This is a genomic window from Bacillus sp. AFS018417 (assembly GCF_002560985.1).
GTDB lineage: Bacteria > Bacillota > Bacilli > Bacillales > Bacillaceae_G > Bacillus_A > Bacillus_A rhizoplanae.
The window spans coordinates 129,008-155,028 of sequence record NZ_NTTM01000004.1 but is presented as its reverse complement, the minus strand read 5'-3'; the positions used below and the strand labels follow the sequence as shown (position 1 = coordinate 155,028).

Annotated in this window: 24 protein-coding genes and 2 pseudogenes; 7 read left to right on the top strand and 19 right to left on the bottom strand. The window is 36.1% G+C overall.

Going from position 1 to position 26,021, the window contains the following annotated elements; translation table 11 throughout:
• Nucleotides 1-184: 184 nt before the first annotated feature.
• Nucleotides 185-1,129 carry a helix-turn-helix transcriptional regulator gene (locus CN326_RS02950; RefSeq protein ID WP_098306051.1) on the top strand — a complete coding sequence of 315 codons (945 nt, stop codon included), beginning with the start codon at nt 185-187 and terminating at the stop codon, nt 1,127-1,129.
• A gap of 93 nt (nt 1,130-1,222) precedes the next feature.
• Nucleotides 1,223-1,750, top strand: coding sequence for a DinB family protein (locus CN326_RS02945; protein WP_098306049.1), 528 nt, complete (start codon nt 1,223-1,225; stop codon nt 1,748-1,750).
• A 151-nt stretch (nt 1,751-1,901) separates the two neighbouring features.
• On the opposite strand, the gene CN326_RS02940 is transcribed toward CN326_RS02945, so the two are convergent.
• The 16 genes and pseudogenes from CN326_RS02940 to CN326_RS02865 all read right to left on the bottom strand — a co-directional run bounded on the left by CN326_RS02940 (nt 1,902) and on the right by CN326_RS02865 (nt 21,412).
• Entirely contained in the window at nt 1,902-2,129 is a 228-nt protein-coding gene (locus tag CN326_RS02940) for a DUF2187 family protein (protein ID WP_098306047.1), read from the bottom strand.
• Nucleotides 2,130-2,331: 202 nt separating this feature from the next.
• On the bottom strand, nt 2,332-4,605 hold the full coding sequence (locus CN326_RS02935) for a YhgE/Pip domain-containing protein (RefSeq protein ID WP_098306045.1): 2,274 nt from the start codon (nt 4,603-4,605) through the stop codon (nt 2,332-2,334).
• A 184-nt stretch (nt 4,606-4,789) separates the two neighbouring features.
• The gene (locus CN326_RS02930; RefSeq protein WP_098306043.1) at nt 4,790-5,362 is read right to left on the bottom strand and encodes a TetR/AcrR family transcriptional regulator; all 573 of its coding nucleotides are present in this window, start codon (nt 5,360-5,362) and stop codon (nt 4,790-4,792) included.
• A gap of 265 nt (nt 5,363-5,627) precedes the next feature.
• Nucleotides 5,628-7,895 (bottom strand): annotated as a pseudogene (locus CN326_RS02925) (DUF6359 domain-containing protein); the annotation flags it as partial.
• Between the two features lie 587 nt (nt 7,896-8,482).
• Nucleotides 8,483-9,904: a protoporphyrinogen oxidase gene (gene hemY, locus CN326_RS02920; RefSeq protein WP_098306039.1), complete on the bottom strand. Its 1,422-nt coding sequence runs from the start codon at nt 9,902-9,904 to the stop codon at nt 8,483-8,485.
• A gap of 22 nt (nt 9,905-9,926) precedes the next feature.
• Nucleotides 9,927-10,862: a ferrochelatase gene (gene hemH / locus CN326_RS02915; RefSeq protein WP_098306037.1), complete on the bottom strand. Its 936-nt coding sequence runs from the start codon at nt 10,860-10,862 to the stop codon at nt 9,927-9,929.
• A 12-nt stretch (nt 10,863-10,874) separates the two neighbouring features.
• On the bottom strand, nt 10,875-11,921 hold the full coding sequence (gene hemE, locus CN326_RS02910; RefSeq protein ID WP_098306035.1) for a uroporphyrinogen decarboxylase: 1,047 nt from the start codon (nt 11,919-11,921) through the stop codon (nt 10,875-10,877).
• A gap of 181 nt (nt 11,922-12,102) precedes the next feature.
• Nucleotides 12,103-14,205, bottom strand: coding sequence for a transglycosylase domain-containing protein (locus CN326_RS02905; RefSeq protein WP_098306269.1), 2,103 nt, complete (start codon nt 14,203-14,205; stop codon nt 12,103-12,105).
• A 213-nt stretch (nt 14,206-14,418) separates the two neighbouring features.
• Complete coding sequence (locus CN326_RS02900) at nt 14,419-15,156, bottom strand: anti-sigma factor (RefSeq protein WP_098306033.1); 738 nt, start codon at nt 15,154-15,156, stop codon at nt 14,419-14,421.
• 10 nt (nt 15,157-15,166) lie between these two features.
• Nucleotides 15,167-15,709 (bottom strand): RNA polymerase sigma factor, encoded by a 543-nt coding sequence (locus CN326_RS02895; protein ID WP_098306031.1) that lies wholly within the window; start codon nt 15,707-15,709, stop codon nt 15,167-15,169.
• 131 nt (nt 15,710-15,840) lie between these two features.
• Entirely contained in the window at nt 15,841-16,332 is a 492-nt protein-coding gene (locus tag CN326_RS02890; RefSeq protein ID WP_098306029.1) for a COG4315 family predicted lipoprotein, read from the bottom strand.
• A gap of 258 nt (nt 16,333-16,590) precedes the next feature.
• Entirely contained in the window at nt 16,591-18,030 is a 1,440-nt protein-coding gene (locus tag CN326_RS02885) for a PH domain-containing protein (RefSeq protein ID WP_098306267.1), read from the bottom strand.
• Complete coding sequence (locus tag CN326_RS02880; RefSeq protein ID WP_098306027.1) at nt 18,023-18,499, bottom strand: PH domain-containing protein; 477 nt, start codon at nt 18,497-18,499, stop codon at nt 18,023-18,025. Before CN326_RS02880 ends, CN326_RS02885 begins: the two co-directional genes overlap by 8 nt.
• Before the next feature lie 180 nt (nt 18,500-18,679).
• On the bottom strand, nt 18,680-19,396 hold the full coding sequence (locus tag CN326_RS02875; RefSeq protein ID WP_098306265.1) for an EcsC family protein: 717 nt from the start codon (nt 19,394-19,396) through the stop codon (nt 18,680-18,682).
• 59 nt (nt 19,397-19,455) lie between these two features.
• Nucleotides 19,456-20,673, bottom strand: coding sequence for an ABC transporter permease (locus CN326_RS02870; protein ID WP_098306025.1), 1,218 nt, complete (start codon nt 20,671-20,673; stop codon nt 19,456-19,458).
• Entirely contained in the window at nt 20,666-21,412 is a 747-nt protein-coding gene (locus CN326_RS02865; protein ID WP_098306023.1) for an ABC transporter ATP-binding protein, read from the bottom strand. Before CN326_RS02865 ends, CN326_RS02870 begins: the two co-directional genes overlap by 8 nt.
• Nucleotides 21,413-21,965: 553 nt before the next feature.
• Between CN326_RS02865 and CN326_RS02860 the strand changes: the two genes are divergently transcribed.
• Entirely contained in the window at nt 21,966-22,400 is a 435-nt protein-coding gene (locus CN326_RS02860; RefSeq protein WP_098306021.1) for an HIT family protein, read from the top strand.
• Between the two features lie 107 nt (nt 22,401-22,507).
• Here the strand turns inward: CN326_RS02860 and yhzF are convergent, their stop codons facing one another.
• Complete coding sequence (gene yhzF / locus CN326_RS02855) at nt 22,508-22,699, bottom strand: membrane protein YhzF (protein WP_098306019.1); 192 nt, start codon at nt 22,697-22,699, stop codon at nt 22,508-22,510.
• Nucleotides 22,700-22,813: 114 nt separating this feature from the next.
• Between yhzF and CN326_RS02850 the strand changes: the two genes are divergently transcribed.
• Nucleotides 22,814-23,176, top strand: a complete 363-nt coding sequence (locus tag CN326_RS02850; RefSeq protein WP_098306017.1) for a YtxH domain-containing protein — start codon at nt 22,814-22,816, stop codon at nt 23,174-23,176.
• 297 nt (nt 23,177-23,473) lie between these two features.
• On the top strand, nt 23,474-24,034 hold the full coding sequence (locus tag CN326_RS02845; RefSeq protein ID WP_098306015.1) for an HTH-type transcriptional regulator Hpr: 561 nt from the start codon (nt 23,474-23,476) through the stop codon (nt 24,032-24,034).
• Nucleotides 24,035-24,036: 2 nt separating this feature from the next.
• Here CN326_RS02845 and CN326_RS02840 read toward each other — a convergent pair whose 3' ends face one another.
• Complete coding sequence (locus CN326_RS02840) at nt 24,037-24,375, bottom strand: DUF1878 family protein (protein WP_098306013.1); 339 nt, start codon at nt 24,373-24,375, stop codon at nt 24,037-24,039.
• Nucleotides 24,376-24,464: 89 nt separating this feature from the next.
• Here CN326_RS02840 and CN326_RS02835 point away from each other — a divergent pair, with 89 nt between their 5' ends.
• Complete coding sequence (locus CN326_RS02835; RefSeq protein ID WP_141524955.1) at nt 24,465-24,680, top strand: hypothetical protein; 216 nt, start codon at nt 24,465-24,467, stop codon at nt 24,678-24,680.
• A 31-nt stretch (nt 24,681-24,711) separates the two neighbouring features.
• Here CN326_RS02835 and CN326_RS25515 read toward each other — a convergent pair.
• Nucleotides 24,712-24,783 (bottom strand): annotated as a pseudogene (locus CN326_RS25515) (YjcZ family sporulation protein); the annotation flags it as partial.
• 195 nt (nt 24,784-24,978) lie between these two features.
• Here CN326_RS25515 and prsA point away from each other — a divergent pair.
• Nucleotides 24,979-25,842 (top strand): peptidylprolyl isomerase PrsA, encoded by an 864-nt coding sequence (gene prsA, locus CN326_RS02830; protein ID WP_098306009.1) that lies wholly within the window; start codon nt 24,979-24,981, stop codon nt 25,840-25,842.
• Nucleotides 25,843-26,021: the final 179 nt, after the last annotated feature.

Below are 26,021 nucleotides of genomic sequence, written 5' to 3'. Positions count from 1 at the left end.
TATTTAGAATTATATAGTATATAATTGGAAACCGCAAGACACCTTAGAGGAAAATTACTATATTGATATTGTAAAACTTAAAAACTAGTCAATTAACTTTATAACTGCATGAAAAAACACTCTATAGTTCGAATATATTTTGATGTTGTAACTAGAGCTTATAAATCAAAAAAGGATGGTATAGATGAATCGAACAGATCGTTTACTTTCCATTATTATGGAATTGCAACGAACAAAAATTGTAACAGCAGATGCTTTAGCAAAAAAATATGAAACTTGTAAGCGGACAATTTATCGAGATATGCAAGCACTATGTGAATCTGGTGTCCCCATTCTCTCTGTTCCAGGGCAAGGTTACTCTTTAATGGAAGGATATTTCCTACCGCCAATCCACTTAAAACCAGAAGAAGCTGTTACCCTTTTGCTAGGCAGTGATTATGTTGAACAAAATCTGCATAGCCATTTCCGTATACACGCTCAATCTGCCAAGGAAAAACTTGAAGCAATTCTCCCTGCTGAACAACAAAAAAAAGTAAAAGTATTACGAGGCACATTTCGTTTCCTTTCTACTTCTTTTTCTCATAATACCTTTGAAATTAAACAGGAACAGAAGATTTCTACTTTACAAGAATCCATCCAAAAACAGATAAGTATCTCTTTTTATTACCGGAAACCAAATCAAGCCGAAGCACAAAAAGAAAAAAGAGTCGTTCATCCTTATGGCCTCGTAAACATTTCTGGATTGTGGTATCTTGTTGCTTATTGTTTACTTCGGAAACAAATACGACATTTTCGCTTAGATCGAATGAACGATCTAATGCAAGAAAAGGAAACCTTTACAAAACCGAAAAATTTTTATTTACCAGAATACACACCAGAAAATAATCGTACTGTAACTATTCACCTTGTGTTTCAACATTCTGTTTTCCATAAAGTAATAGAAACCCGTTATTTTTATATAGATACATATGACCTAAAAGAAGATGGTCTCCATGTTTTTCTAAAAGTAAGACAGCTAGATGAAATTTTCCAGTGGGTATTTAGCTGGGGAAGCAAAGTAAAAGTATTAGAACCACCCATGCTTGCAGAAAGAATAAAAGAGGAAGCAAAAAATATATTAAATATGTAATTTTTCATTTTTACTACTGACATAATGGTGTCAGCAATACTTCTTTATAATTAAGAGAAGAACTTAATGATAAGAAGAAAGGGAGTATGTAACATGAAAACAAGTATAGTTTTGGAGAAGTTTGAAGAGTTAGCAACATACTATATAAAAGAGCTGGAGAAGTACCCATTAGAACTATTTATACAAAAACCTTCCGATGAAGAATGGTCACTTGGACAAATGTACAATCATCTAATTTTATCAGCCTTCCATATGCAAATAGCAGCTATTGAAAAATGTGCAAATCAAACAGCTGCTATTGGCGGGGATAAAACAGACGCTGGAGAAAAAATTTACGCAATGGGAGCATTTCCTCCCATCCAAATTAAAGTACCTGATCGCCCTGGATATACACCAGACAATCCAACGAATAAAGAAGACATGAAACAAAGTCTATTACAACTTATCGAAAAAATGAAAGAAATTGGACCAAAATTATCAACTATTCCAGGTGATTTTAAAGTAGAGCATCCACGCTTAGGTTATTTAAACGCAACGGAATGGTTTCAACTTATTTATATGCATTTTCAGCATCATCTTCGTCAAAAAGAAAGACTCGATTCATTACACGTTAACGGGTAAAAATTTCTCTTTTACTACAACATATCGTTATCCAAAATACAAAAAAGCTAGCACTTTGCTAGCTTTTTTTGTGAAGAGACTAGGAACCCTTACTGAAAGGAAAGGGCTTTCAAAATTTATTTTCTCTAATAGAGAATACTTATCGTATTCATCATGAAACATTATCTCTCGAAATTTCTATTTTCTTGTACTGATCATGTTTTACCACTTGGCGAGCTTCGATATCTTGATGCTCTTCATTCTTTAACATTTCTGAAACATCTACAACAACTGTATTTATTAAAATGTTTACTACGTATCCAGTTAATTTTAAGGATGGGTTATCACGATAAGGAAACTGAACATAATCCCCAATATTTACTTTGTTCATTTTTTCCATATTAAAACCTCCTATATGTACTTTATGTTTTTTCTTTATAGTTGTTTCGGCTTTTTCGCCCATTCTTCCTTCATAACAATACACTTTATTACTAATTATGCAAAAAATACCTGAAAATGCAAATAAATATGCAGATATACATGAAAACCACTCTCTATCATATAAAAAATCCTAAAGGCTACAAGCCTTTAGGATTTTTTATTTATTCTGCTTCCGCAAATTTTCCGAATTGACGCTTATGCATCCAAGTTAATGTTCCAATTGTTCCAAGTGATAACAGAACGATAAAGATCATTAAAATACCTGCATTGTGCCACATAAAGCTGAAATCTCCACTTGAAATAACTGCTTTAAATCCTGATACAGAATATGTCATTGGGAACCATGCGTTAAATATTTGCAATGGTTTTGGAATTAACTCAAGCGGGAATGTACCAGCACTTGTTGTTAACTGTATAATCAATGTCAAGATCGCCACAAAACGTCCTGCATCGCTGAAAGTCGTTACTAAGAATTGAACTAACGCAATAAATGATAAGCTTGTAATAATACTAAACAATATGAAGTATGGAACACTTTGTACTTCAACACCTAACCCAAGCAGTAAAATCGCATCTGCAATAAGTGCTTGAATTACACCAACAGCTAAAAGTACACCAAACTTACTAATAAACCAGCTAAATCCTGATTTCGGTATACCAACTGTTTCGCGTAATGGGAACACGATAGATAATAACAGTGCCCCAACGAATAAACCAAGAGATAAGAAGTACGGTGTAAAGCCTGTTCCGTAGTTTGGAACTTCTGCTTCCTTCTCAGTTTTCACTTTCACCGGAGCAGAGAACATGTCATATTTCTTCTCGTCACCTTTTACTTCGCTCGTTTCTTTAGCGCCTTCGCCAAGTTTTGTTGAAAGTTCTTTTGAACCGTCATTTGCTTCGCCTAATCCATTCGTTACTTGACCTGAACCTTCTTGTAATTGAGTTAAACCACTTTGGAAATCTCCTTTTGGATCTACGAATTGGCCTAAACCACCTGAGATTTGTTGTGATCCATTCAATAACTTACCTAAATTTGTTTGTAGTTCTCCTTTTGGATCTACAAATTGATTTAAACCACCTGTGACTTTTTGGGAACCATCAAGCAAAGCACTTACTCCGCTTGTTAGTTGACCAGATTGACTTGCTAATTCATTTAGTCCACCTGTGACTTTTCCTGACCCATCCGCCAATTGACTTATTCCATCATTTAACTGGCCAGCTCCACTTGCAAGTTGTGTTGCTCCGGCTTCAATTTTTCCAGCCCCTTTTTCTCCAGCTAGCCCTTGCACGCCTTGAGCAACTCCTGCTGTACCTTTAGAAACTTGTTGACTGCCTTCCATTATTCCTTGAACAGCAGGCTGTAATTGTTTTCTATATTCTTCTGGTAAATTTTTAATTTGTTCATTTAAATCAGCTAAGCCTTTTGAAACTTGTTGAGCTCCTCCGGCTGTCTGCTGCGCAACACCACTTAGTGTATCTGCTTGTTTCTTCCATTCAGATACCCCTTGTGAAAGTCCAGAAGCTCCTGCGCTTATATCTTGCGCACCTTTTTGGGTTGCTTTTAATCCATTTGTAATTTTTTGCGAACCACCCAATAATTGATTCACTCCATCTGGCATACTACTTACTTTACTATTTAACTCACTTAATCCATTTGTGATTTGATTAGAACCACTTGCTAATTGACTTAGACCACTTTGGAATTTTCCTTTTGAATCTACTAACTGACCTAGTCCTCCTGTCAACTGACCCGATCCATCAGATAATTGGTTCAATCCATCATTTGCCTTCTTAGATAACTCACCTAACCCATTTGTGATTTGCTGTGAGCCGTCTTTCAATTGACTCGTACCATCATGAAGCTTACCCGCTCCCTCGCTCGCATCAGCAAAACCTTTAGAAACATCTTTTAATGAATCAAACATTGTCTCAGCATACGTCTTCGTTACTGAATTTGCTACTTCACTTTTGATACTTTGAATGGCTGATCCACCAATTTGTGAAGATAAGAAGTTTAAGCTTTCATTTGGAATGTACTCTAGTTTTGATTTTTTAGGGTTTTCATCCAACAATGTTGTTGTATTTTTAGAGAAATCTTTTGGAATGCGGATCGTCATATAGTATTTACGATCATCCATCCCTTGTTTTGCTTTTTTGTCGCTGACAAACTCCCATTTGAAGCTTTTATTTTCTTTCAAATTATCAACAAGTTCCTTACCGGCTTCAATCGGTTTTCCATTATATACTGCACCTTCATCAAGGTTTACAACTGCAACTGGTAAATCATCTAATTGGCTATATGGATCCCAAAACGCCCATAAGAACATACCAGCGTACAATACTGGAATAAATAATACTGCAATAATTGGAATTAAGATTTTTTTGCTTTTAATAATCGTCGCAAACTCTTTTCCAAGCAGTTTAAATCCTCTCATTGTTTCACTCTCCTCTTAAACTATTGACCATTTTGTTCATTTAGTCATTTTTTGCAAAAAAAAGAAGAAAATAACGACCAATTCATCTTCTCGTATGTGTTGCTATCTTCTTACAATTCCATCCTCACCAACTTATGACTAAACCATTCATTTGGTCATATTTTATAATAATAAGAGGATTATCTCATTTTGACAATCCCTTTAATAAATATAATTCAAAAAGTTCAGCGATATGCTCTTTTTCTAACGGTTCGTGATACTTTTCCCAGTCAGAAATAAGCGATACATACAGGCGATACATGATAAATGCGGTAATTTCTGGATCACATGCCATAATTTCACCTTTTGCAATTGCAACTTCAAGATAAGACTTAATAAATGTAATAATTTCAGAATCCAATTGCCGCATAACATCTTGCACTTCTTTTGTGCCCATATCTCGCTCTTCCTGAATGAGCTTAATCGTAAGCTGATGTTCTTTACGAAATTCTAAAATGCTATATAAGGCACGATGTACATTTTCAAAAAATGATACATTCGAATCAATTGCCGTTTCTGCGACTTGCTTCATTTCGGTAATTAAATTTGAAATGATTTCACCAAACAGCTCTTCCTTATTTTTAAAAAACGTATAAATCGTCCCTTTTCCAACATTTGCAAGTTTTGCAACTTGATCCATTGTTGTTGCTTTATAACCAAAAGCAGAAAAAGATTTTGTTGCAGCTTCAATAATTGCTCGTTTTCGATCAATTGCCATGTTGTCACCTCCAATAATGACTAAATGAACATTTCGGTCAATCAGTACGAATATGATATTACCATAGCTTACCAATGTTTTCAAGTTTTATTTTTAACGGAAATTCAACATTACTCCTTAAAAAATAAAATTCATTATCCCTCATTGTATCAAAAAATAACAAAAGTAAACAAACACACTCGTCTGTACGACAGACGAGTGTGTTTTATCCCGCATGAACGGGCAGTAAGACCCCCACTGATGGAAGTTTCGCTTTATCTTTCACTTATGAAGCTTTCTTTAACTCAATTTGTGCAAGTACCGGATCATGATCACTCATGCGTCCATCCTCTTCCATGACATTTGCATTTAAATGAACTGGATCAACAATTGTATGCGGTGCAATGTTATTCGTAACGAAAATATGATCTAACACTTGTGCATTTCCATCATGAATATACGTATAACGATTTTCTTGCGGAACTGTTTCAAGCATTTCTTTCATAATGTCGCCTTTTAATGCTTGCATTGGTTTTGAAAATTCAAAGTCATTCATATCACCGACTACAACAACTGGTGCATTTGCATGTCGCCCCTGAATACCTTTTACGAAACCATTGACTTCCTCAGCAAGTTGCAAACGTTTTGCTTCACTTTTTAGTACAAGCGGCTGGATTTTTCCAAACGGCGGTGCATCTCCTAATTTAGAGTTTAAATGATTGGAAATAACAACGATGTTTTGGCCTTGGAACGTAAACTCAGCAGCTAACGGTTTACGTGTATCGTCAAATAATGGATTGTTTTCTCCAATTCGTACAACATTTTTCTCAAGTAAAACCGGCTTTTGTGCTAATTTCACACGAGATGGATTATAGAAGAAACCAACACGAATATTTGCTCCTGGTGCACCGCCATCTTTATTGTTTTCTGGTGCAATCTCTACATACTCATACTTTGGTCCGTGAATTTCCTGAATCGCATCAATTAAACGTTTTGCACTAAGTGATGCATCTGTTGTACCGTCATTGATTGTTCCATTGTTATCTTGCATTTCTTGAACACCAATAATATCTGGCATCTTTAAATTGTATTTAATTGCGTAAGCAAGACGTCTTACTTTTTCATCAGATGTTTCTTTTATATTTGCTGAGAAGTTCTCAATGTTATATGTCGCAATTGTGAGTTTATCAAGGCGCGGTTGAATATTTGCACCAAGTTGTTTAAATCCACCATCTTGCAGCGCTGGAAGCTCTCCTATTGGAGCAATACGATAATTTCCGTAGTCGTAACCAACTATACCTGTTACATCTCCAAGAAGTTGATCTCCTGCTTTTGCTACATAATTACGTGCGACCTTAACGGAAAGGCGCTCTGGATTTAAATTGTCAGCTTGCAGCAGCGGCGTCCCGAATTTTGTCGTTACTTTCTGACTGCCATTAGCAATCGTTACATATAAATTACCGTTTTTTTGCGGTGCAATCACTTTTGGTTGTGGCAGTGTTACAACCATTCCTTCTAAACTTTCATAAAAATCAATTGCATCTTCTGCTGAATCAAACATACCGAATCCGTCATTATCAATAACTGTGTCTGGTATTTTTACACCGTTTTCTCCCAATACAACTGCTTCTGGCAATTTTTGATTACTCGCTTTAATTGTAACTTGCTTTGCTTTAATTTCTGTAATCGATAAATCTGTCTCAAAACGTTCTGCATATCCTGGTCCGATAAATTCCTCTACTTGTCCATCTACAGAAACGAGATCGCCTACTTTCACGCCCCCATCTTTTTTATAAACATAAATTCCTTCTGAAGTAGCTGGATCTTCATCAGGCTGCGGATCTTGCATATAAAATCCATATTTATCTACTTGTGTAACAATACCTGTAACGACTTTTACATCTTTTCCATCATAAGCAGAAACGTGCGATTTCCCTTGAATATCATGAATGCGAATAGGGTCATTTTTCACAATCGTAAACGAGAATGTTGCAATGCGAGAATCTTCAAATCCCTCTTTCACTGCAATCGCTTTAATGACACTATTTTCATTAAGTACAATTTGTTCATTATAAAGAATACTCTGAGCTGTTGGATTCGATCCATCTAATGTGTAATAGATAGCAGCACCTTCTGTTGCTGTTGTTAATGTTACAGCTGTTCCTTTTTCTACTTCGCCCCCATTTGGGTTAGCGATTACATCGCTCACCTTATGATTCTCATTATCTTGAAACGCATAAGCTGTAACAGATTTTAACCCTGGACTACTAAAATAACTATCTAACGTACCTGTTAAGCGCACTTTTTTCCCTATATTTTCTGGGTGATCTTTTACATTCACTGCTTTACGAACTTCACCTATTGGAAGCTGAACTGGCATAATTTTATCCGCGTTTATTTCATCCGGAGAAGCAGCAATTGCAACATTTGTATCTCCAAATTTCGCTGGGTCTTTCGTATATTTACCTGGATTTTGCGTGTACCCAACAATATACCCTTCTACAACCGCTTGTTTCTTTCCTTGCTGCTGAAACAATTGAATTGCTTCATCAACAGTTAATACTTGTTCCTGTTCAGCCTTCGCTACAATATCTGTTACTAACACAACGAACACGAGTGAAAAAAAGATGATTGCTAGCTTTTTCAAAGAAATCCTCCCCCTAAATGTTTGTCCTATACCCTAGCATGTTCTATCATAGCAGGGATTCTTTATAAAGAATATTATATTTGTGAGAATTTACAAAAAATTAATTTCGTACACAAATAAGAAAGGAGCCAACTTTTGAGTCAGCTCCTTCTACTTTTCGATATGATCCAGTTCCAGTGGACTACCCGCATGTTGAACATTGTCGAAAGGTCTTTATCCCGCATTAACGGGCAGTAAAACCCCCACCTTAAGATTCAGAGAAAAGCGAAGAAGATAGGTGGAGAATCACTGCCCGTAAAAGCCCGATTGGTTCAACTAACCTTCTGGGGAAAAAACGTTCCCAAAAGGAAGTTTCACTTTATATTCTGTCGAAGCGCCGATATATCACAAATAACGCCGATAAATGCACCACTTCCGCCGATATATCGGCGGACACGTAAAAAAGGGGCTGATTCTAAAAGACACCTACGTGCCTTTTAGATCAGCCCCTCCTACTATTGTGCCATTAACTCTTTTTGATGCGTTTGTTCTAAATAAGATAATACATATTTTACCGCTGCTTCGCCTTGATCAATACAATCTGGCAATCCAGCGCCAGCATAAGAGCTTCCTGCTAAATAAATGCCAGGTAATTCTTCATTCATGAACTGTTTTAAAGTTTCCATACGCTCTTTATGACCAACCGTATATTGCGGCATCGCATCTTTCCAGCGGCTGACAACAGTAAACTCTGGCTCAGTTGTTATATCCATCGTCTTTTGCAGATCTTCTAACACGACACGAACCATTTCTTCATCTGTCTGCTCCACAATTGCTTCATCACCAGGGCGTCCCACATAACAGCGCAAGAGCACTTTTCCTTCCGGCGTCGTATGCGGCCATTTTTTATGCGTCCATGTACATGCTGTAATCGTAAAATCACTATTACGAGAGACAACAAATCCTGTTCCTTCAATATCACGCTGAATCGCTTCTTCTGGGAACGCTAACGCTACATTCGCAACTGACGTAGATGGAATGTTGCGGAAAAAACGGAACTGTTTATATTGAGAAAACATCGCTGGCAACCATTTATGAGATGCAGCCATAACAATAGCATCGGCTTCTATTTCTTTACCATTACTAAGTGTAATGCTATAACAATCACCAATTTTTGTGATTTTTTCAACGCGCGTTCCTTTCATAACCGTTTCATCTTCTAATCTTTCTTCAATTGCATCTACAATGGATTGTAATCCTGTTTTCAACGTTAAAAAGATTCCTTTTGCCTTCGCGTCCTTTGGCTTTTTCGGTGCCAATGTACGCATACCGAGCGAAATACTGCGATATTTTTGTTCTACTTGATAAAACTGCGGGAACGTCGACATTAAACTCATCTGATCAATATCACCAGCATAAATGCCTGATAACAACGGCTCAATTAAATTTTCAACCACTTCATTTCCTAAACGGCGACGGAAAAAATGACCGAGTGATTGATCCGATATTGGCTTAGAACGAGGAAGCACAAAATCAAAGCTTGCTCGCACCTTGCCGATAGGAGAAAATAACCCAGAAAATACAAATGGTTTAATTTGCGTTGGAATCCCCATCATCGAACCGCTTGGAATGCCATGCAAACGATTATTTACAAGGACAAACGATTTTCCTGTTGCATTGTTGACAAGTTCATCGCCAAGATTTAATTCTCGTGCTAACCTTGCTGCACTCTCTTTTCGCTCTAGGAACGAATCTGGACCACGTTCAATTGTAAATCCGTCTTTTTGCAGTGTTTGAATTTTTCCTCCGAGCCTACCTGATGCTTCAATAAGCATCGTATCAATCGGCAGCCCTTGTTCACGAATTTCTTTTTGTAAGTAATATGCTGTTGTTAAACCGGAAATCCCGCCACCTATAATTACTACCTTCTTTTTCAAGTCTGCTTCCTCCTTCCTCGCTTTATGAAACTGCACTCCACTTTTTTATAACAACATCTGCTAAACAAGCAATAAATGCAGCACTTGCATTTGGCATTTCTGGACGATAATACTTTGCATTTATTTCTTCTGTTACAATTTTACATTCAATATCATTGTCATATAGTACTTCTAAATGATCTGCAACAAATCCAACAGGTGCATATACAAAAGAAGTGTATCCATATTTCTCATGCAATTCACGTGTTAAATCCTGCACATCTGGCCCAATCCATGGATCTGGTGTATTACCGGCACTTTGCCAGCCTACTGCATAATTTTCCACTTCAGCTCCGCGGGCAATATAATCAGCCGTTTCACTTAATTGTTCTGGATACGGATCACCAAGCGCAATGATTTTCTCTGGCAAACTATGCGCTGATACGATAAGAACAGCTTTTTCACGCTCTTCAGCTGTCATTGTTTCATATGTTGCTTTTACTTGGTTAACCCAGTAATCGATAAATTTCGGTTCTTTATACCAACTGTCAATACCATGAATTTGCAAGCTGCCAAGCTTTTCTGCTTCTTCTTGCGCTCTTCCTACATACGACTTTACGCTGAATGTAGAATAGTGCGGCGCAAGAACAAGGGCAATTGCATCTTTAATTCCATCTTCGTGCATATTCTTCACAGCATCTTCAATAAACGGCTCAATATGTTTTAAGCCGAGATACATTTTAAACTCTACTTCGTCTTGCATTTCATTTAAATGCGCTTCTAACTTTGTTGCTTGCTCAAGCGTAATCTTTGCTAGAGGAGAAATGCCACCGATTGCTCGGTAGCGTTCTGTTAGCTCTTCTAACATTTCTGCGCTTGGCTTTCTTCCTCTGCGAATATGTGTATAGTAACGTTCAATATCTTCTTCTTTATAAGGCGTTCCATATGCCATCACAAGTAAACCGATTTTCTTTTTCATGCGGCTTCTCCTTTACTTCGCCAACTGTTCTCTTGAATAGTCGTGTATGAATGCAGTCATACGTTTTAACGTCTCTGGATTTACCTCTGGGAATACACCATGTCCTAAGTTAAATACGTATCCCGGTTGTTTCATTCCTTCGTCTAAAATCGCTTTTACATGCGTTTCAATAACATCCCACGGTGCAAGTAAAATAGATGGATCTAAATTTCCTTGCACCGCCTTTTGAATACCGCGCGCACGCGCCTCTTCAATCGGCAGACGCCAGTCCAAACCGACAACATCAAGTGGCAAGTCATGCCATTCATTTGCTAAATGACTCGCTCCAACGCCGTGCATAATAAGCGGTACATTCATAGGACGAAGCTCTGTGAAAATACGCTCCATTGCTGGTTTAATATATAAGCGGTAATCCGCAACATTTACTGTGCCAACCCAAGAATCGAAAACTTGGATTGCTTTTGCACCAGCATTAATTTGCGCTTTTAAATACGTAATCGTCATATCTGCAAGCTTATCCATTAGCGCAAACCATGCTTTCGGCTCTGCATACATAAACGCTTTCGTTTTATGATAATTGCGAGACGGTCCGCCTTCAATCATATAACTTGCTAGCGTAAACGGTGCTCCTGAAAATCCGATTAGCGGAACATCAAGCATTTCCGTTGTTAATAAACGAATCGTATCTAATATATATGGAACGTCATCTTCAGGATGAATTTCTCCTAATTTTTCTACATCTTGCAGCGATTGAATAGGATTATCAATCACAGGCCCAATTCCAGATTTAATCTCTACATCCACACCAATCGCTGGAAGCGGTGACATAATATCTTTATATAAAATAGCAGCGTCAACATTATATTGATCAACAGGCAGCTTCGTTACATAAGCACAAAGCTCTGGCTGATGTGTAATTTCAAACAAAGAATACTTTTCTTTAATCTTTCTGTATTCCGGCTGAGAGCGACCCGCTTGGCGCATATACCATGCTGGTACATAATCTGTACGCTCTCCTCTGCATGCTTGTAAAAATGTTTCATTGATTTGTCGTACCAAAACCCTGTTCCCCCTTCTTTTCTAATGCAGCTAACGAACCCTATCCTTTTTATCTTTTCTTACTATACAATCTGTAAAAACAAAATGTACAACATTATGTACGATGTTCATGAAATTGACACAAACATATGTCTAAATCCCTTCTTTTTTCGGAACATTTTCATTATAGCACAAGCTGAATTTACGGCTTAACCTCTTTTGTTTTTTCTCCTTCTCGATTCGTTTGCGGATTAAATGGTACAACATAAAAACGAGGTGCTTTAAAAACGTTCATAAACTTTGCTTCATATTCACCTTTTCCTGTTACTGTACCTATATGAGTTGCTTTCCCATTGTCTATTTTGTAAATTCGATATTGAACTCTCTTATCAGGAAGTTGATTCCATGTTAGTTTTGCTGTAAATAAACCAAGCGGGGTAAACATTAACTTAGCTTCTAAACCATCCACTTTACTTAAGCGAATCGGCATCCCAATCGTTTCAACACCGCGTGGCTGTACAAATTTCTTTTCACCTTGTACATTTACTTTCGCTAAAATTGTTTTAAATAGTTTTGTTGGATAGGCACTGCTGCCACGCACATAATGTTTGTCATCAGTGCGGTCATACCCCATCCAAACAGCCCCAACTAAATCTGGTGTATAACCAACAAACCAAACATCTCTTGCTCCAGTTTCTTGATTTGGCAAAGAGGTTGTTCCTGTTTTCCCAGCAAGTGGTCCTTTATATACACCATCTTGTGCAGTTCCTTCTTTCACAACACCTTCAAGCATTTTTGTCATATACCAAGCAGTTTGCTTAGAAAAAATTTTTATTTCTTTTCCTGTTGCTTGTCCAATGATTTCTCCGTGTCGATTCAACACCTTCTCAATTACATGCGGTTCAACGATTTTTCCACCCTCTACAAATGCACGATACATTTTCACAAGTTCAAATGGGGAAACTCCTTCTTTTAAACCGCCAAGCGCAGTACTAAGACCGTGTTCAGGAATATAGATATCTCCTTTTTCTAAATATCGCATTCCTTCCTCCACGCCAATTTCATGCAGAAGAGATACAGCTGGGACATTTGTCGATTCTAATAGCGCATCATACATCGTTACTTCCTTCGAATATTGATTGTTGTAATTGTGCGGTTCATAGCCATCAAACGAACTTTGTTCATTTGTTAATAAAGAATACGGTGTATATTTTTTCGTTTCAAGTGCTGGTGCATATACGAGAAGCGGCTTTAATACAGATCCCGGCTGCCGCTTTGCGTAAATTCGATTTAACCCGCGTGCTAAGTAATGCCTTCCTCCAACTGCGGCTCTTATCCCGCCTGTTTTACTATCCATTAAGAGAACAGCACCTTGCATCTCATCGTCTTGCATTGGAAAATTACGGACATTTTGCAATTGTTCATACGCTACCTTTTGCATCTTGTCATCCATTGCAACAACAAATGTATATCCTCCGCGCAATACTTCTTGATGAGATAATCCATACGTACGAGCTGCTTCATCGACTACCATATCGATATATGGCATATAAGCAAGCTCCTGTTCATTTCGATTTGTATGAAGAGCAATCGTTTTTCCTTGATAACGAACTGTTTCTTCTGCCGATAAATATCCTTGCTTATGCATTAACGATAAAATTAAATCCCGGCGTTCCTTACTTTTTTCAGGATGCAAAAACGGAGAATAGCTATTCGGTGCTTTCGGAAGAGCAGCGAGCATCGCACCTTCTTCGACCGTTAACTGCTGTGCGTCTTTATTAAAATAAAATTTTGCAGCTGCTTGAATGCCGTATGCCCCGTGCCCAAAATAAATATGATTTAAATACATTTCTAAAAGCTGCTGCTTCGTATATTTCTGCTCCAAGTGAAACGCAATTGCAACTTCCTTCATTTTTCGAAATAACGTTTTTTCATGTGACAAAAAGACATTTTTCACAAGCTGCTGTGTAATCGTACTCCCGCCTTCTACTTTCTCTCCAGCTAAAATATCTTTATAAAGTGCTCTTATAATAGAAGAAAAATCAACACCATGATGTTTATAAAAACGTGAATCTTCAACAGCTAAAAACGATTGTTGAACAAATGTTGGGATATCTTCAATATGTACCAATTCTCGATTTTCCACGTAAAGTTTCGTGATTTCTTTACCTTTCTGATCAACGATACGTGATGAAGAGTGAAATACAAGACGCTTTTCATCCATCATATAACCACCAGCAAATATAATCAGTTTATATAGAACAATTGCAAATATAAAAATTGAAACAAAGCCAATGAGAAACATCTTTGTATTCTTCACGCCTCACCCTTCTTTCCAAATGATGGTACGTTTATTATTTGAAAAAACATATCCTTTATGTATCATCTTCGAAGGTTTTTACACGTCTTGATATAATGAAGAAAAATAAAGTGAAACTTCCATCAGTGGGGGTTTCTTCATACCCCACTGATGAAAATTTCACTTTATAAGAAAATTGAATTCACTGTAACATATGTTTTAAGTTCCTAGTACCTTTTTGCCAAGAGGTTTCGTACTATTCGAATCTGGTTCAAGTGTAATACCGATGTTATCGAAGGACTGTTTTTGTGAAATTTCATATGTCAGAAGTCCCGAACCAGTTTCATCAGGTTTAAAGATTCCAGCGTTTTTTCTTTCGCCATCTTTCAATAACCAAACTTGATACACTTCTGAATTTTTCACTTGTGGCAAATGATCCGCTTGTACAACTAATTTTTTCTTATCTCCTTGTTGTATAACAAACATATATCCCTTTGTATTTTCATGATTTTGATCGGTTGATACTAATGGACGAGTAGAAATTACTTCAATTGGATCGCTGTTTAATTCATGCTTAGCTAAAGGTTGTGTTTTTAATTGTGAATTTTCGATTGTTAATGCTACTGTAATCACTAACATTGTTACTAGTACTCCTGTTGCCAACGGTGTAAATTGTTTTTTTAGTAAAGCCGTCCATTCTTTCCATTTCGCTGTTACTCTGTTATCTTCATTCGTTTGTTCGTCTGCAAATATAAAATCAAACACTTCAGCTTTTAATGTTGCTGGTACTTCTTTCTCCTCAAAATCGAAATGCAGCGCTTCCCAAGCTGGCTGCATTGATTGATACTCAGCTTGACATTTCGGGCATACCTTTAAATGTTCTTTAAACTTTTTTTCTTCTTTATCATCAAATGTATTCGTAACGTAGGATAATAAATGCTCACATTCTCTCTCCATACTATCCCCTCTATTCTAGATATTTTTTTAATTGCTTTAAAGATTGATGAAGACGACTTTTAGTGGTTCCCAATGGTTCATCTTCCATTTTAGCAATCTCACTAAGGGAATAACCTTTCCAATAGAGCAAGTCGATTAATCTTTTTTGAGACGTAGACAAATTCTGCTTTGCCTTTTGAATTTCAACACTGTGCAGCCTTTTCTCGATTTCATTCTTTGAATCTGCTATATGTATAGGTTTTTCAGCATCATCAAACTTCCTATACATAAGTTCTTTATTTTCTTTTCGGACATAATCAATACATATATTCCTCGTAATCGTAAGTATCCAATTTACGAACTCACCTTTTGAAGGATTATACATACTTTTCGTTGTCCAAAGTTTTAAAAAAACTAATTGAACAACTTCTTTTGTTTTGTCTTCATTTCCCTGAAAAAATTTAAAAGTGAAACTATATGTCAACTTAATATATCGTTCATATAGTTCTTCTAATGCAGGACGATGGTTTCTTTTTACTAATTGCATTAACTCATAATCATTTTTTTCTTTCATTCTCACCTGCACTCCCTGTTTTTTCATTTATTTCTGATAATTTGTAATTTATTCAATTATATAATTCAGGAAGAAAAATAGGAACCACCAACAATGCTGGTCGCTCCTTTTAACAGAATATTTACCACTGTTTACTGTTTAAATGTAGTTTCACTATTCAACACAAACCATATATCTTTAACCCCTTGTCCATTTATATCTCCTTTTGATTTATCATTCGCAAAATAGTAAAGGGGATAGCCTTTATACGTTACTTGTTGTTCTTTCGTATCTTCTCTTGTTATCGTAGCAAAGTCTTTTTTATCAAATCCTTTTGGCACTTCAAAATCTTTTGCAACAAATGGCGGCCAAAGTTTTACACAGTCACCACTACAATTACTTACCTTAGATGTGTCTTTTGCAAAATAATAGAGTGTCTTTCCGTTTGCATCTGCTAAGTATTTTCCAACCTTATCGTTCTCTAATAATTGTAAACTAGAAGATTCGTCTTTATTACTAGAAACTTCACTCACGTTTTCTCCACTCGTTTTCTTACTTTGAGCCCCTTCTTCCTTATCGCTATTACACGCTGCTAATAAAAAAATGCTCGCTAATATGGATACAACACATTGCCATGCTTTCATACTGACTCCTCCTTCAATTTTTTATTTATATGTAAGGTAACGATTGAAAGATTGAATCGGTTTTATAGAAAATAAAAAAAGATGCAAGCCTTTCCTTCTGCTTACATCTCTTTCTAACTCTATCAAATTTATTCTGCTATTCGCAGGCAGTAAGCCCCCACTGCTGGAAGTCTCACTTTATGTAAACTGAAGAATTTTTATATGTTTCTATATATTGAATATCGTTATATTAACAATACTTTATACTCAAACGCTCTTTCAGTCTACAACTATTTTTTCATCTTTTTGCTTATACCAACTATGCATCTTTTCCGCATCTTCTAATCTCGTATGTTTTAATTCATAATGCCGTCCCGCACCTGATGATGCAACCGCAAACATATACGTACACAATTGATCTTTATGCTGGAAGTAAGACTGACTTTTCTTCATCGATTGAATATGTCTTTTTCTCACTAATCCCGTATATTTAGCAATGCCGCGATATACAATTATGAGCTGATTAGGTTGCAGCGCATATCCGCCTGTTGTAAATTTTCCATATCCAAGAGCTGTAAAAATCATAAACAATGGAATTAATACAAATAGCCCTATATATTGTTTAAAATATATACTTACTCCGGCAATTGGTATCGCAAATATCATACAAATGACCCAACTATAAATGAGGTAGCGACGCAGTGCAGCCTTTGGTAAATGTGTTACACGCTCCTCTACTTCGTATGGTAATTGCAAGTGCTCAAATAATTGTTGCACATCCTTTTTTTTCATAAGGGGATGCAACGTAACATTCATGTCATTTTTTCCAACGCTTTGAATCACTTCTACGTGCACCGAGCAATAACCAAACGGTTGGCGAAGCAGCGCTTCTTTAATCGTAATAGCTTGGATCCGGTGTAACTTTAACACAAGTTCCTTTTTCTCAAATAGCCCTTGCGAAATGCGAATTTCATCTCCTCTTCGATAAACAGTAAAATTCGCATGTTTAAATGCATATGAAATTGTTGAAATAATCCATGAAAATACAAGTAAAATAGCCGCCATATACATCCAGCCGTACATATCACTATTTTCCACATATTTTTCGACTGCATTGATAAGATGCTGTGGAAGATAGTCTTTTAGCTCTTGCGCAAATATGAAAAGAAACGAAAATAACAACCCAAACTGACCGGATGTAATAGATGCAAGGAGAATTTCTTTTACTGTTAGTTTATAAACAGCTGTATTCGTTTCATTCGTTTGTGTATGCTGTTCTTCTTTTAACTGTTCTTCTATTTTCGCTTCTTCATTTAGAAGAGAAATTATATGCTTTGCCTCATCATTTGTAATCCCCGCTAAGTTTACCTCTGGCTCATGGCCTCCGCCAGCCGTTTCAATTTTTAATTTCGTTAAACCTAACAATTGATAAACAACATTGGAGCTTGTATTGATTGTTTGCACACGCTCTTTATTTAAGTAGCTTTCTTTTTTCACAAATAATCCATGTTTAATATGTAGAGTATTATTTTCAATCCAATACACTTTGTAATACCATTCAATCATAGTAGAAAGAATGGTAAATGCGAAAATACCAAATGGAATCAAATACCAAAATGGAAATTTACCTTTCGTACTAAAGAGAAGTAGAAATGTTGGCAGAAGATCTTTAATCTTTAATTCAAATAAAATGGTAATTGGATGCTGCCTCTTATACATCTTCATCACTTACCTTCGCCAGTTCAGAAATTTGGCGTTTTAATTGTTCTGCTTCTCTCATCGTTAAACCAGGAATACCGTGCGTCATTGCAGCTGTAGATACTTTTAATTCTGTTAAGCCATACTTACGCATTATTGGACCTTGTTCAATCGTTATGTGCTGAATACGAATCATCGGCACTAATACGCGCTGAACAACGAACATTCCATGTTGAATTTCCATCTCTTCTTCATTTAATTGATAACTATGATAGCGTTGACGTAAATTTGGAAAAACAAGATAGCTGAGCGGCGCATACGCAAGAAGCCCTATTACAAGCGCACCAAATATCCAGCCTGTCCAATCAAATTTAATCATAAATATAAAATAAGCAATTGTAATAATAAGACCGACTCCAGATGTAATGAGCGAGCTAATTTGCCATACCCGTACCATGCTGGAATGAATTTGATTTTCTAATGGTTGCATCGTTTCACCTCTATTTCATCATCTAGTACATCTTTTCTATGAATCTATAACCTTAGTTACCAAACTGCATTAATCATATAAAAAACATAATTGGAAAACAAGTTATTTTTAGTAAATGTTTTCCTTTTTTGAAGGTATAAAAAAACTTTCGCATCTGTATAGATACGAAAGTTTTTCGCGTTACATTATTCCTTTTTGCTGTAAGAAGCGCAGCCGATAGCAGTTCATTGTCACTTCACCGAGCCGCTGTAAAAGTTGATAGTTCGCGTACGCCCCCACCGGCGCACCGATGATTGGTACAAGCTGCAGCATCTTGGCTAAGTCAATATAATCCCGGTATTCTTGCTGAAATTTCTCCCAATCAATATGATTTTCTATATTCGTATCCCACGTTTCAATAGCCTTCCATATTTCTTTTCGATGATCATCACTTGAGAAAGCGAGTTGGAATACATGAAGAATGAATAACCGCTCTTCTTTTTTACTCGTATCATAGCCGTACAATGTCGCCGCATCAAATAAAAATTTAATTTTAATGCTAAGCAAAAGCGGGAAGTCAGCAAGACCGAGCAAGAAACCTCCTGCTCCTGTTCCAGCTCCTTCCGCGGCTGCAATCTTTTTATATTCATCCATTTTCTTTAGCACTTCTTCATCTCTTCTTTGCAATGACCAATCCGTTTCTTTTAACTTCGGTTTGATGAAATTTGAACCGATGCTAATTCCTTGCACCATCGTTTTAATCGTTTCTGTTAATATGTTTTGCACTTTTGCTGGAATGAATTGCTGCACTTTCGTTTGCATTGCTTTTGAAAAACGTGTCATTGCGGAAGAGTTTTTTATAATTTTTCTTTTCCACTGCTGCAATTCTAAGATGACCTTTTGTTCATATTCAGTCATACTTTTCTTCCTTTCAATATACAGTGAACCTTCCATTCATCAGATTTTTCACCTATATTTTAAGTGCGGGATAATTTTTTTAAGCGCTTTGCGCCGTATTGATATACAAATCCAACGCTAAATAACATATTTTCAAGAAATACGATTCCTGTCATCATCATATCCTTCGTTGCAACCGCAAATAGCACGGTGAAAATTACACCACCTACGCAAAGGACAGCACATAATAATGCGAGAAAATCCTTCATCTTCGCTTCCTCTGAAATAGGATATAAATCCATCCATAACTTCAAACGATGATGCTTCCATAAGCTTAGCAACTGATAGCCAATTAAATATAAAAACACGACACTGACAATAAGACGTGCATATAGAAACGGAACAAAGTATAAAATCAAGCTGCCAATTATAAGTAGACGAACATACAATCCAAGATAATTTCCTGAACGTAAAAACGTACGAACAAATAAGAATAAATATGGTCGTTTTTCTGGTACGGTATTGAGAATAAAATCAAGCCATTTCCGGCGAGATACACGTTCCTTTAACGCCGGCACATCGACAAACATATTGGCAATGCGGTATAGCAATAACATTTTCTTTCCTTCTTCAGCAATTAAGTATTCCCAGTTCAGCGGTTTTCCTTTTACTTTTTGCTGCAAAAATACAAGATAAACCACCATTGCAAAAACGATTGCGCCTATATAAACAGCCGAAGCGCGCACTACAAGGAAATACACAAAGAAAAAATTAAGCACAAAACGGACCAACCAGTCAATGAGGTGAATACGGTTATCCGTCATATAAGACTTTTCCCAAGTGACAAATAAATTCCAAGCTTTACTTAACACAATAGCGAGCACAATTACTATGTATGTTATTCCGGATTGTTTCATCTGCTGGAAATAGAGCGGAGCAATCGCTGCACTTGCCATCGCTACCAGATACAACTGGATGAGAAACGTAAATTGAAATGCTTTTGTGAAATATGCTTTTAATTTTTCTTCTACCGGCAGTAAATATACAAGATCCGCTTCTTTTAATAACGTTTGAATCGATCCTGCAGTTAATACAAGGCCCAATAGAACTGCTATAACAAATGCTGCTGGAAATGAAGGTGTTAATGTTTGTAACCATTGCTGATAATAATATGCACCCGCACCGATGATAAATACAAAAATAAATTTTAAATGATCATTAAACACATATTTACCATATGTACGAATTTCTTTTAAAAAATGACGAAACCGTTCGCTCCATAACTTTTTACTATTCATCAGCATCTTCTTCCTTCGTTAGTGCAATGTAAATATCATCAAGCGTTGCACCCGCCATGTTAAACTGCTGTTGCAGCTCTTCAAGTGTGCCCTGTGCACGAATTTCGCCTTGATGCAAAATAATGAACGAATCACAATAACGCTCTGCTGTTGCTAAAATATGTGTACTCATTAAAATGCCAGCACCGCTTTTCTTCATTTGATCCATCATTTGCAAAAGCGATTGAATGGCTAACGGGTCTAATCCAATAAACGGTTCATCCACAATATACAGAGAAGGCTGCACTAAAAAGGCGCTCATAATCATTACTTTTTGTTTCATCCCTTTTGAAAAATGGGATGGAAACCACTTTAAACGATTTTTCATGCGAAACTCTTTTAACAGTTTTCCTACACGTTCTTCATATTCTTTTTCCTCAACGCCATATGCCATTGCTGTTAGCTTTAAATGCTCTTCTAATGTTAACTCTTCATATAACACAGGTGTTTCTGGAATAAATGAGAAACTAGAGCGATATGCTGTCATATCCTCTTTTAATGTCTTGCCGTTAATCGTAATGTGACCTTGTTTCGGCTCCATCAATCCGATAATGTGCTTAATTGTTGTACTCTTGCCTGCACCATTTAAACCAATTAAACCGACAAGTTCTCCTTTCTTAACGGAGAATGAAATATTTTGCAATACAGGCCGTTTTGTATATCCACCTGTGACATTTTCCACTCGCAATAATTGTTCCATATGACACCACTTTCTTCTTTATGTATGTGTAATCATCTTACCAAAAAATTAAGGCTTCTACATAGTACGGAACTTTTATAAAAAGAAAAAATTTCCTTTACATAACTTTTACAAAAGCGGACATCATAATTAGTGAGGAAGGAACACATTGAAAAAGCAACCATAAAAGTGATGAACACAGCATAGCGAAATCATCATGAAATGGGGTGTCTATAATGGACAAAGTGAGTGAGTTTACACGGAGCAGATAATTGTTTAATTTTAGAAACGGGGTGTCTCGAGGAGAGTAGATACTGTTTTATAAAATAAACAAGTCATTTCAGAAGGATTGCAACATCATTTCATTGTAAATGGGGTGTCGACGGCAGAGTAGATGTCGAATTACCACGCATTTCCTAATAAATGAGGTGTCTGTTAAAGGTAGATTAAACGAAAACGCTTTTTCAACCCTTCTTCAGAAGGCAGGAAGCTTAATTAGCTTCCTGCTTTTCGTGTTTTTTCTACTATGTAATTATGGTAAAATACGGCTAAGACTACTGAAAGGATGAGGAATATGAATCATACAGCAGATAATTGTATTTTTTGTAAAATTATTGAAGGGCAAATTCCTTGCGCAAAAGTATATGAAGATGAGCATGTACTTGCTTTTTTAGATATTAGCCAAGTTACAAAAGGACATACACTCGTAATTCCAAAAGTACATAAACAAGATGTATTTGCATTAACACCAGAAATTGCTGCACACATTTTCTCTGTCGTTCCAAAAATTTCGAACGCTATTAAAACCGAGTACAATCCAGTTGGCTTTAACTTACTAAATAATAATGGAGAAAAAGCAGGCCAAACTGTCTTTCACTTCCATCTTCATTTAATTCCACGCTACGGCGGGAAGGACGGATTTGGCGCTGTGTGGAAATCTCATCAAGGTGATTACACAATGGAAGAGTTACACAACATTGCAAACACAATTGCAACTAGTGTAAAGTAGTATAACACTTTCATCGGGACTGATGAGTTGAAAAGATCAGATTTTGCAGATAATCTTTCTTATATAACATATTAAGACAGACTAACCGTTTCATCTGAATAGATAACCTATTGTAGTATGTACAATAAAATTGTACATACCATACATATCCCGCCAATAAAAGCGAACCTAACGGTTTGTTGTTTCACCAAAAGTATTGGCGGATACGATCTTTTCTGTTTTAAAATGAAAAGTAATTGCATTGCTCGTACAAGAAAGAAAAGACTGACAATAAAACAAATTGTTGTAATCCATTTCACTTTTCTCCCCCCTTGTCTTATGCATATGCACGTTTTTACACATCATGAGTACAACGATAAAGTAAAACTTCCATCAACTGATGGTTAGTTGAACCAATTAAGGAGGTCCTTTTTATGTCAAAATCTAAATTCTTCCTAACTGGCGTCATTTGCGGCGGAGCTGTCGCTGGACTTGCTGTACTCTTTTCCACTCCTTCATCTGGAAAAGATATGCGAAATAAGTTAAAAGAAAAAGGAAATGATATAAAGAAAACATTATCTGATATTACAGCAGATACTAAATTATTAAAACGACAAATTGTTGAAACAGCTTCTGAAGGAAAAGAGGTAATTCAAGAATTAAGAAATGATATGCACGAAACATTCTCTGTATGGAGACAAGATATTTCTCAAAACAAGCGCCATATTGAACAAGAAATTGAAGACATTCAAAAATCAATTGAAAAATTACAACAAGCAGTTCCTGATAAAGCGTAACTTTTCGTATATAACAAATATTTTTGATTCGGCTCTTCTCTTACACGGCACATGACATACATGTGCCGTATTTTTTATACAATTACACTGTTTCCTTTTTTCATGCAAATGAGAATAAAATTACGTTAATCTTTACCCTAATCCGCAATGAAACGCTTCCAAATTAACTCGGAATTTGTATAGTTTTGTCATTTTTCCGAAAAATTTTCACAATTCTAACAAAAAGACTTTATTAATTTTTATTTTACTGGCATAATAGATACTAATGAATAAGAATTGTATAAAGTGGGTGAATAAATGAAAAGCGGGGAAAAAAGTTATTCGATAAAAGAAGCGATGATTTTCAGTCAACGCATCGCTCAACTATCAAAAGCATTATGGAAATCTGTAGAAAAAGATTGGCAGCAATGGATTAAACCATACGATTTAAACATTAATGAGCATCACATTTTATGGATTGCGTATCATTTAAAAGGGGCTTCTATTTCAGAAATTGCAAAGTTCGGCGTAATGCATGTATCCACAGCTTTTAACTTCTCTAAAAAACTAGAAGAGCGCGGTTTACTTATTTTTTCAAAAAAAGAAGATGACAAGCGAAACACGTATATCGAGATTACGGATATGGGAGAGCAATTGCTGCTGCAATTAATGGAGGAGTATGACCCTGAAAGTAATTCTGTCTTTAATGGCGCTTTGGCTCTTCGTAATTTTTATGGTAAATTCCCAGAAAATATCGAATTAATCGCCATTTTACGAAATATTTACGGGCAAGATTTTATCGACATTTTCGAGAAATCCCTGGATAATATTGAGGACAATTTTACAGAGCTCGATGAAAAACTTGTTAAAAAATTTTAAATTTATTCTTTTAATGCCATCATACGTATAAATTCTTGCATTAATGGTTGAAATAAACCTTGACGTTCAAGCGCTTCTGCGGTCTCTTTTCCTTCGAGGCTTCGTGGAAGCGCTTTTTCAAATTTATCCAACAGTGCATCAAATAAAAGTAAACCTTCTTGCTTTTCGATTATGTATTGCTCGTTCATTTCTTCACAAAGAACTAACAAACGTTCTACATCACGTCTCATTACTTTCTTCTTTATAATTAAAGAGTAAAATGGACACTTTTGTTCATCTATCATTTTAAAAAGAAGCGATACATAATATTCTGCTTGTTCTAAGCGCTTGACAACGTCCATTTTCTTCCCTCTCTTTCTAATACAAGTTTCTCTATTTCAGAATTTTATAACACGAACAAAATATCGTATGATACAATAGATTCAATTATATGTATTTTCGCCAAAGGAGGACTCTCCTCGTGACAATTATATTTATCGCTTTTGCACTTATTGTTCTAGTTTATACGAATTTCATGACGCACACACTGTGTCAACAAAAACAAATGTCTGATCGACGTAAAACGGGTGTCTTTCGATTCATTAATGTATGTATCACTATTTTATTAATTTCTAGTTATATAGAAATTATATTTCATGCAAAGTGAGGAAGGGAACCCCCTTCCTCACTTTTTTCCTTTATAAACAAATTATACCTACTATCACCAATAAAATAAATAACACAAGCAACAAAATTAATTGTCGATTCATTATAATTTCAACCCCCTCACCTTATTTTGTATGCCTATAAACCTAAAATGGTGAAATGGCCTAATCTTACAATACTCACCCACAAATGGCTAATTTTCCTTTATCAATAGGAAAACATGTTGAAATATGTTATATTAAATTTAGTACATATTGCTTATACTATAAAAAATACATAATAGTAGGAGTGTTTATTTCATGAAGAAAGCAATACTTGCTCTAGCTGTAACAAGCGTGTTCACATTATCAGCATGTGGCACTTCGGACAAAGTTGTAACGTCAAAAGCTGGCGATATAACAAAAGATGAGTTCTATGATGCAATGAAGAAACAAGGCGGTCAAAACGTCTTACGTAACATGACAATGGAAAAAGTATTCACTAAAAATTACCCAGTAAAAGACGATGCCGTTAATAAAAAATATGACGAATATAAAAAGCAATACGGTGATCAATTTGATGCTTTATTAAAGCAAAGCGGTATGACTGAGAAACAATTAAAAGATTCCGTTCGCGCTGAGCTTTCAATGAGAGAAGCTGTGAAGGCAAGTATCACGGATGAAGAAGCAAAAGCAAACTACAAACCTGAAATCAAAGCAAGCCACATTCTTGTAAAAGATGAAGAAACTGCGAAAAAAGTAGAAGCTGAACTAGCACAAGGAAAATCTTTTGAAGACTTAGCAAAACAATACTCTGAAGATACAGGTTCAAAAGATAAAGGCGGCGACTTAGGATACTTCGGACCAGGTAAAATGGTAAAAGAATTTGAAGATGCTGCATATAAATTGAAAAAAGATGAAATCAGTCAACCTGTAAAATCACAATTTGGCTACCATATCATCAAAGTAACTGACATTAAAGAATTGAAACCATTCGACCAAGAAAAAGATCGTATTAAAGAGGAACTTGTTGATAAGAAAATCCAAGATCCACAATTCATGAACGATCTTGTTACAAAAGAAATGAAAAAAGCAGATGTGAAGATTAACGATAAAGATTTAAAAGATATCTTCGAAGCTCCGAAAGCAAGTACATCTGGCGCACCTAGCTCATCTAGCAAATAATAAAAAAGCTCGGCATATGCCGAGCTTTTTTGTTTTGCGTATTAAATAAAGTGAAACTTCCATCAGTGGGAGTTTTCTTCCTCCCCACTGATGGAAATCTTTTACCAATCGAGCTTTTACGGACAGTTATCCCCCCACCTATCTTCTTTACTTTTCTCTGAACCTTGAGGTACGGATCT

Excerpts from the sequence above, each read along its gene's own strand:
- CN326_RS02880 (WP_098306027.1), bottom strand. The coding sequence starts at position 18,499 with ATGCAACCATTAGAAAATCAAATTCATTCCAGCATGGTACGGGTATGG.
- CN326_RS02940 (WP_098306047.1), bottom strand. The coding sequence starts at position 2,129 with ATGGAAAAAATGAACAAAGTAAATATTGGGGATTATGTTCAGTTTCCT.
- CN326_RS02935 (WP_098306045.1), bottom strand. The coding sequence starts at position 4,605 with ATGAGAGGATTTAAACTGCTTGGAAAAGAGTTTGCGACGATTATTAAA.
- CN326_RS02850 (WP_098306017.1), top strand. The coding sequence starts at position 22,814 with ATGTCAAAATCTAAATTCTTCCTAACTGGCGTCATTTGCGGCGGAGCT.
- CN326_RS02835 (WP_141524955.1), top strand. The coding sequence starts at position 24,465 with ATGTATTTTCGCCAAAGGAGGACTCTCCTCGTGACAATTATATTTATC.
- CN326_RS02900 (WP_098306033.1), bottom strand. The coding sequence starts at position 15,156 with ATGGAGAGAGAATGTGAGCATTTATTATCCTACGTTACGAATACATTT.
- CN326_RS02945 (WP_098306049.1), top strand. The coding sequence starts at position 1,223 with ATGAAAACAAGTATAGTTTTGGAGAAGTTTGAAGAGTTAGCAACATAC.
- CN326_RS02860 (WP_098306021.1), top strand. The coding sequence starts at position 21,966 with ATGAATCATACAGCAGATAATTGTATTTTTTGTAAAATTATTGAAGGG.
- CN326_RS02865 (WP_098306023.1), bottom strand. The coding sequence starts at position 21,412 with ATGGAACAATTATTGCGAGTGGAAAATGTCACAGGTGGATATACAAAA.
- hemH (WP_098306037.1), bottom strand. The coding sequence starts at position 10,862 with ATGAAAAAGAAAATCGGTTTACTTGTGATGGCATATGGAACGCCTTAT.
- CN326_RS02840 (WP_098306013.1), bottom strand. The coding sequence starts at position 24,375 with ATGGACGTTGTCAAGCGCTTAGAACAAGCAGAATATTATGTATCGCTT.
- CN326_RS02845 (WP_098306015.1), top strand. The coding sequence starts at position 23,474 with ATGAAAAGCGGGGAAAAAAGTTATTCGATAAAAGAAGCGATGATTTTC.
- CN326_RS02885 (WP_098306267.1), bottom strand. The coding sequence starts at position 18,030 with ATGTATAAGAGGCAGCATCCAATTACCATTTTATTTGAATTAAAGATT.
- CN326_RS02895 (WP_098306031.1), bottom strand. The coding sequence starts at position 15,709 with ATGAAAGAAAAAAATGATTATGAGTTAATGCAATTAGTAAAAAGAAAC.
- CN326_RS02905 (WP_098306269.1), bottom strand. The coding sequence starts at position 14,205 with ATGTTTCTCATTGGCTTTGTTTCAATTTTTATATTTGCAATTGTTCTA.
- CN326_RS02950 (WP_098306051.1), top strand. The coding sequence starts at position 185 with ATGAATCGAACAGATCGTTTACTTTCCATTATTATGGAATTGCAACGA.
- CN326_RS02875 (WP_098306265.1), bottom strand. The coding sequence starts at position 19,396 with ATGACTGAATATGAACAAAAGGTCATCTTAGAATTGCAGCAGTGGAAA.
- prsA (WP_098306009.1), top strand. The coding sequence starts at position 24,979 with ATGAAGAAAGCAATACTTGCTCTAGCTGTAACAAGCGTGTTCACATTA.
- CN326_RS02930 (WP_098306043.1), bottom strand. The coding sequence starts at position 5,362 with ATGGCAATTGATCGAAAACGAGCAATTATTGAAGCTGCAACAAAATCT.
- CN326_RS02870 (WP_098306025.1), bottom strand. The coding sequence starts at position 20,673 with ATGAATAGTAAAAAGTTATGGAGCGAACGGTTTCGTCATTTTTTAAAA.
- CN326_RS02890 (WP_098306029.1), bottom strand. The coding sequence starts at position 16,332 with ATGAAAGCATGGCAATGTGTTGTATCCATATTAGCGAGCATTTTTTTA.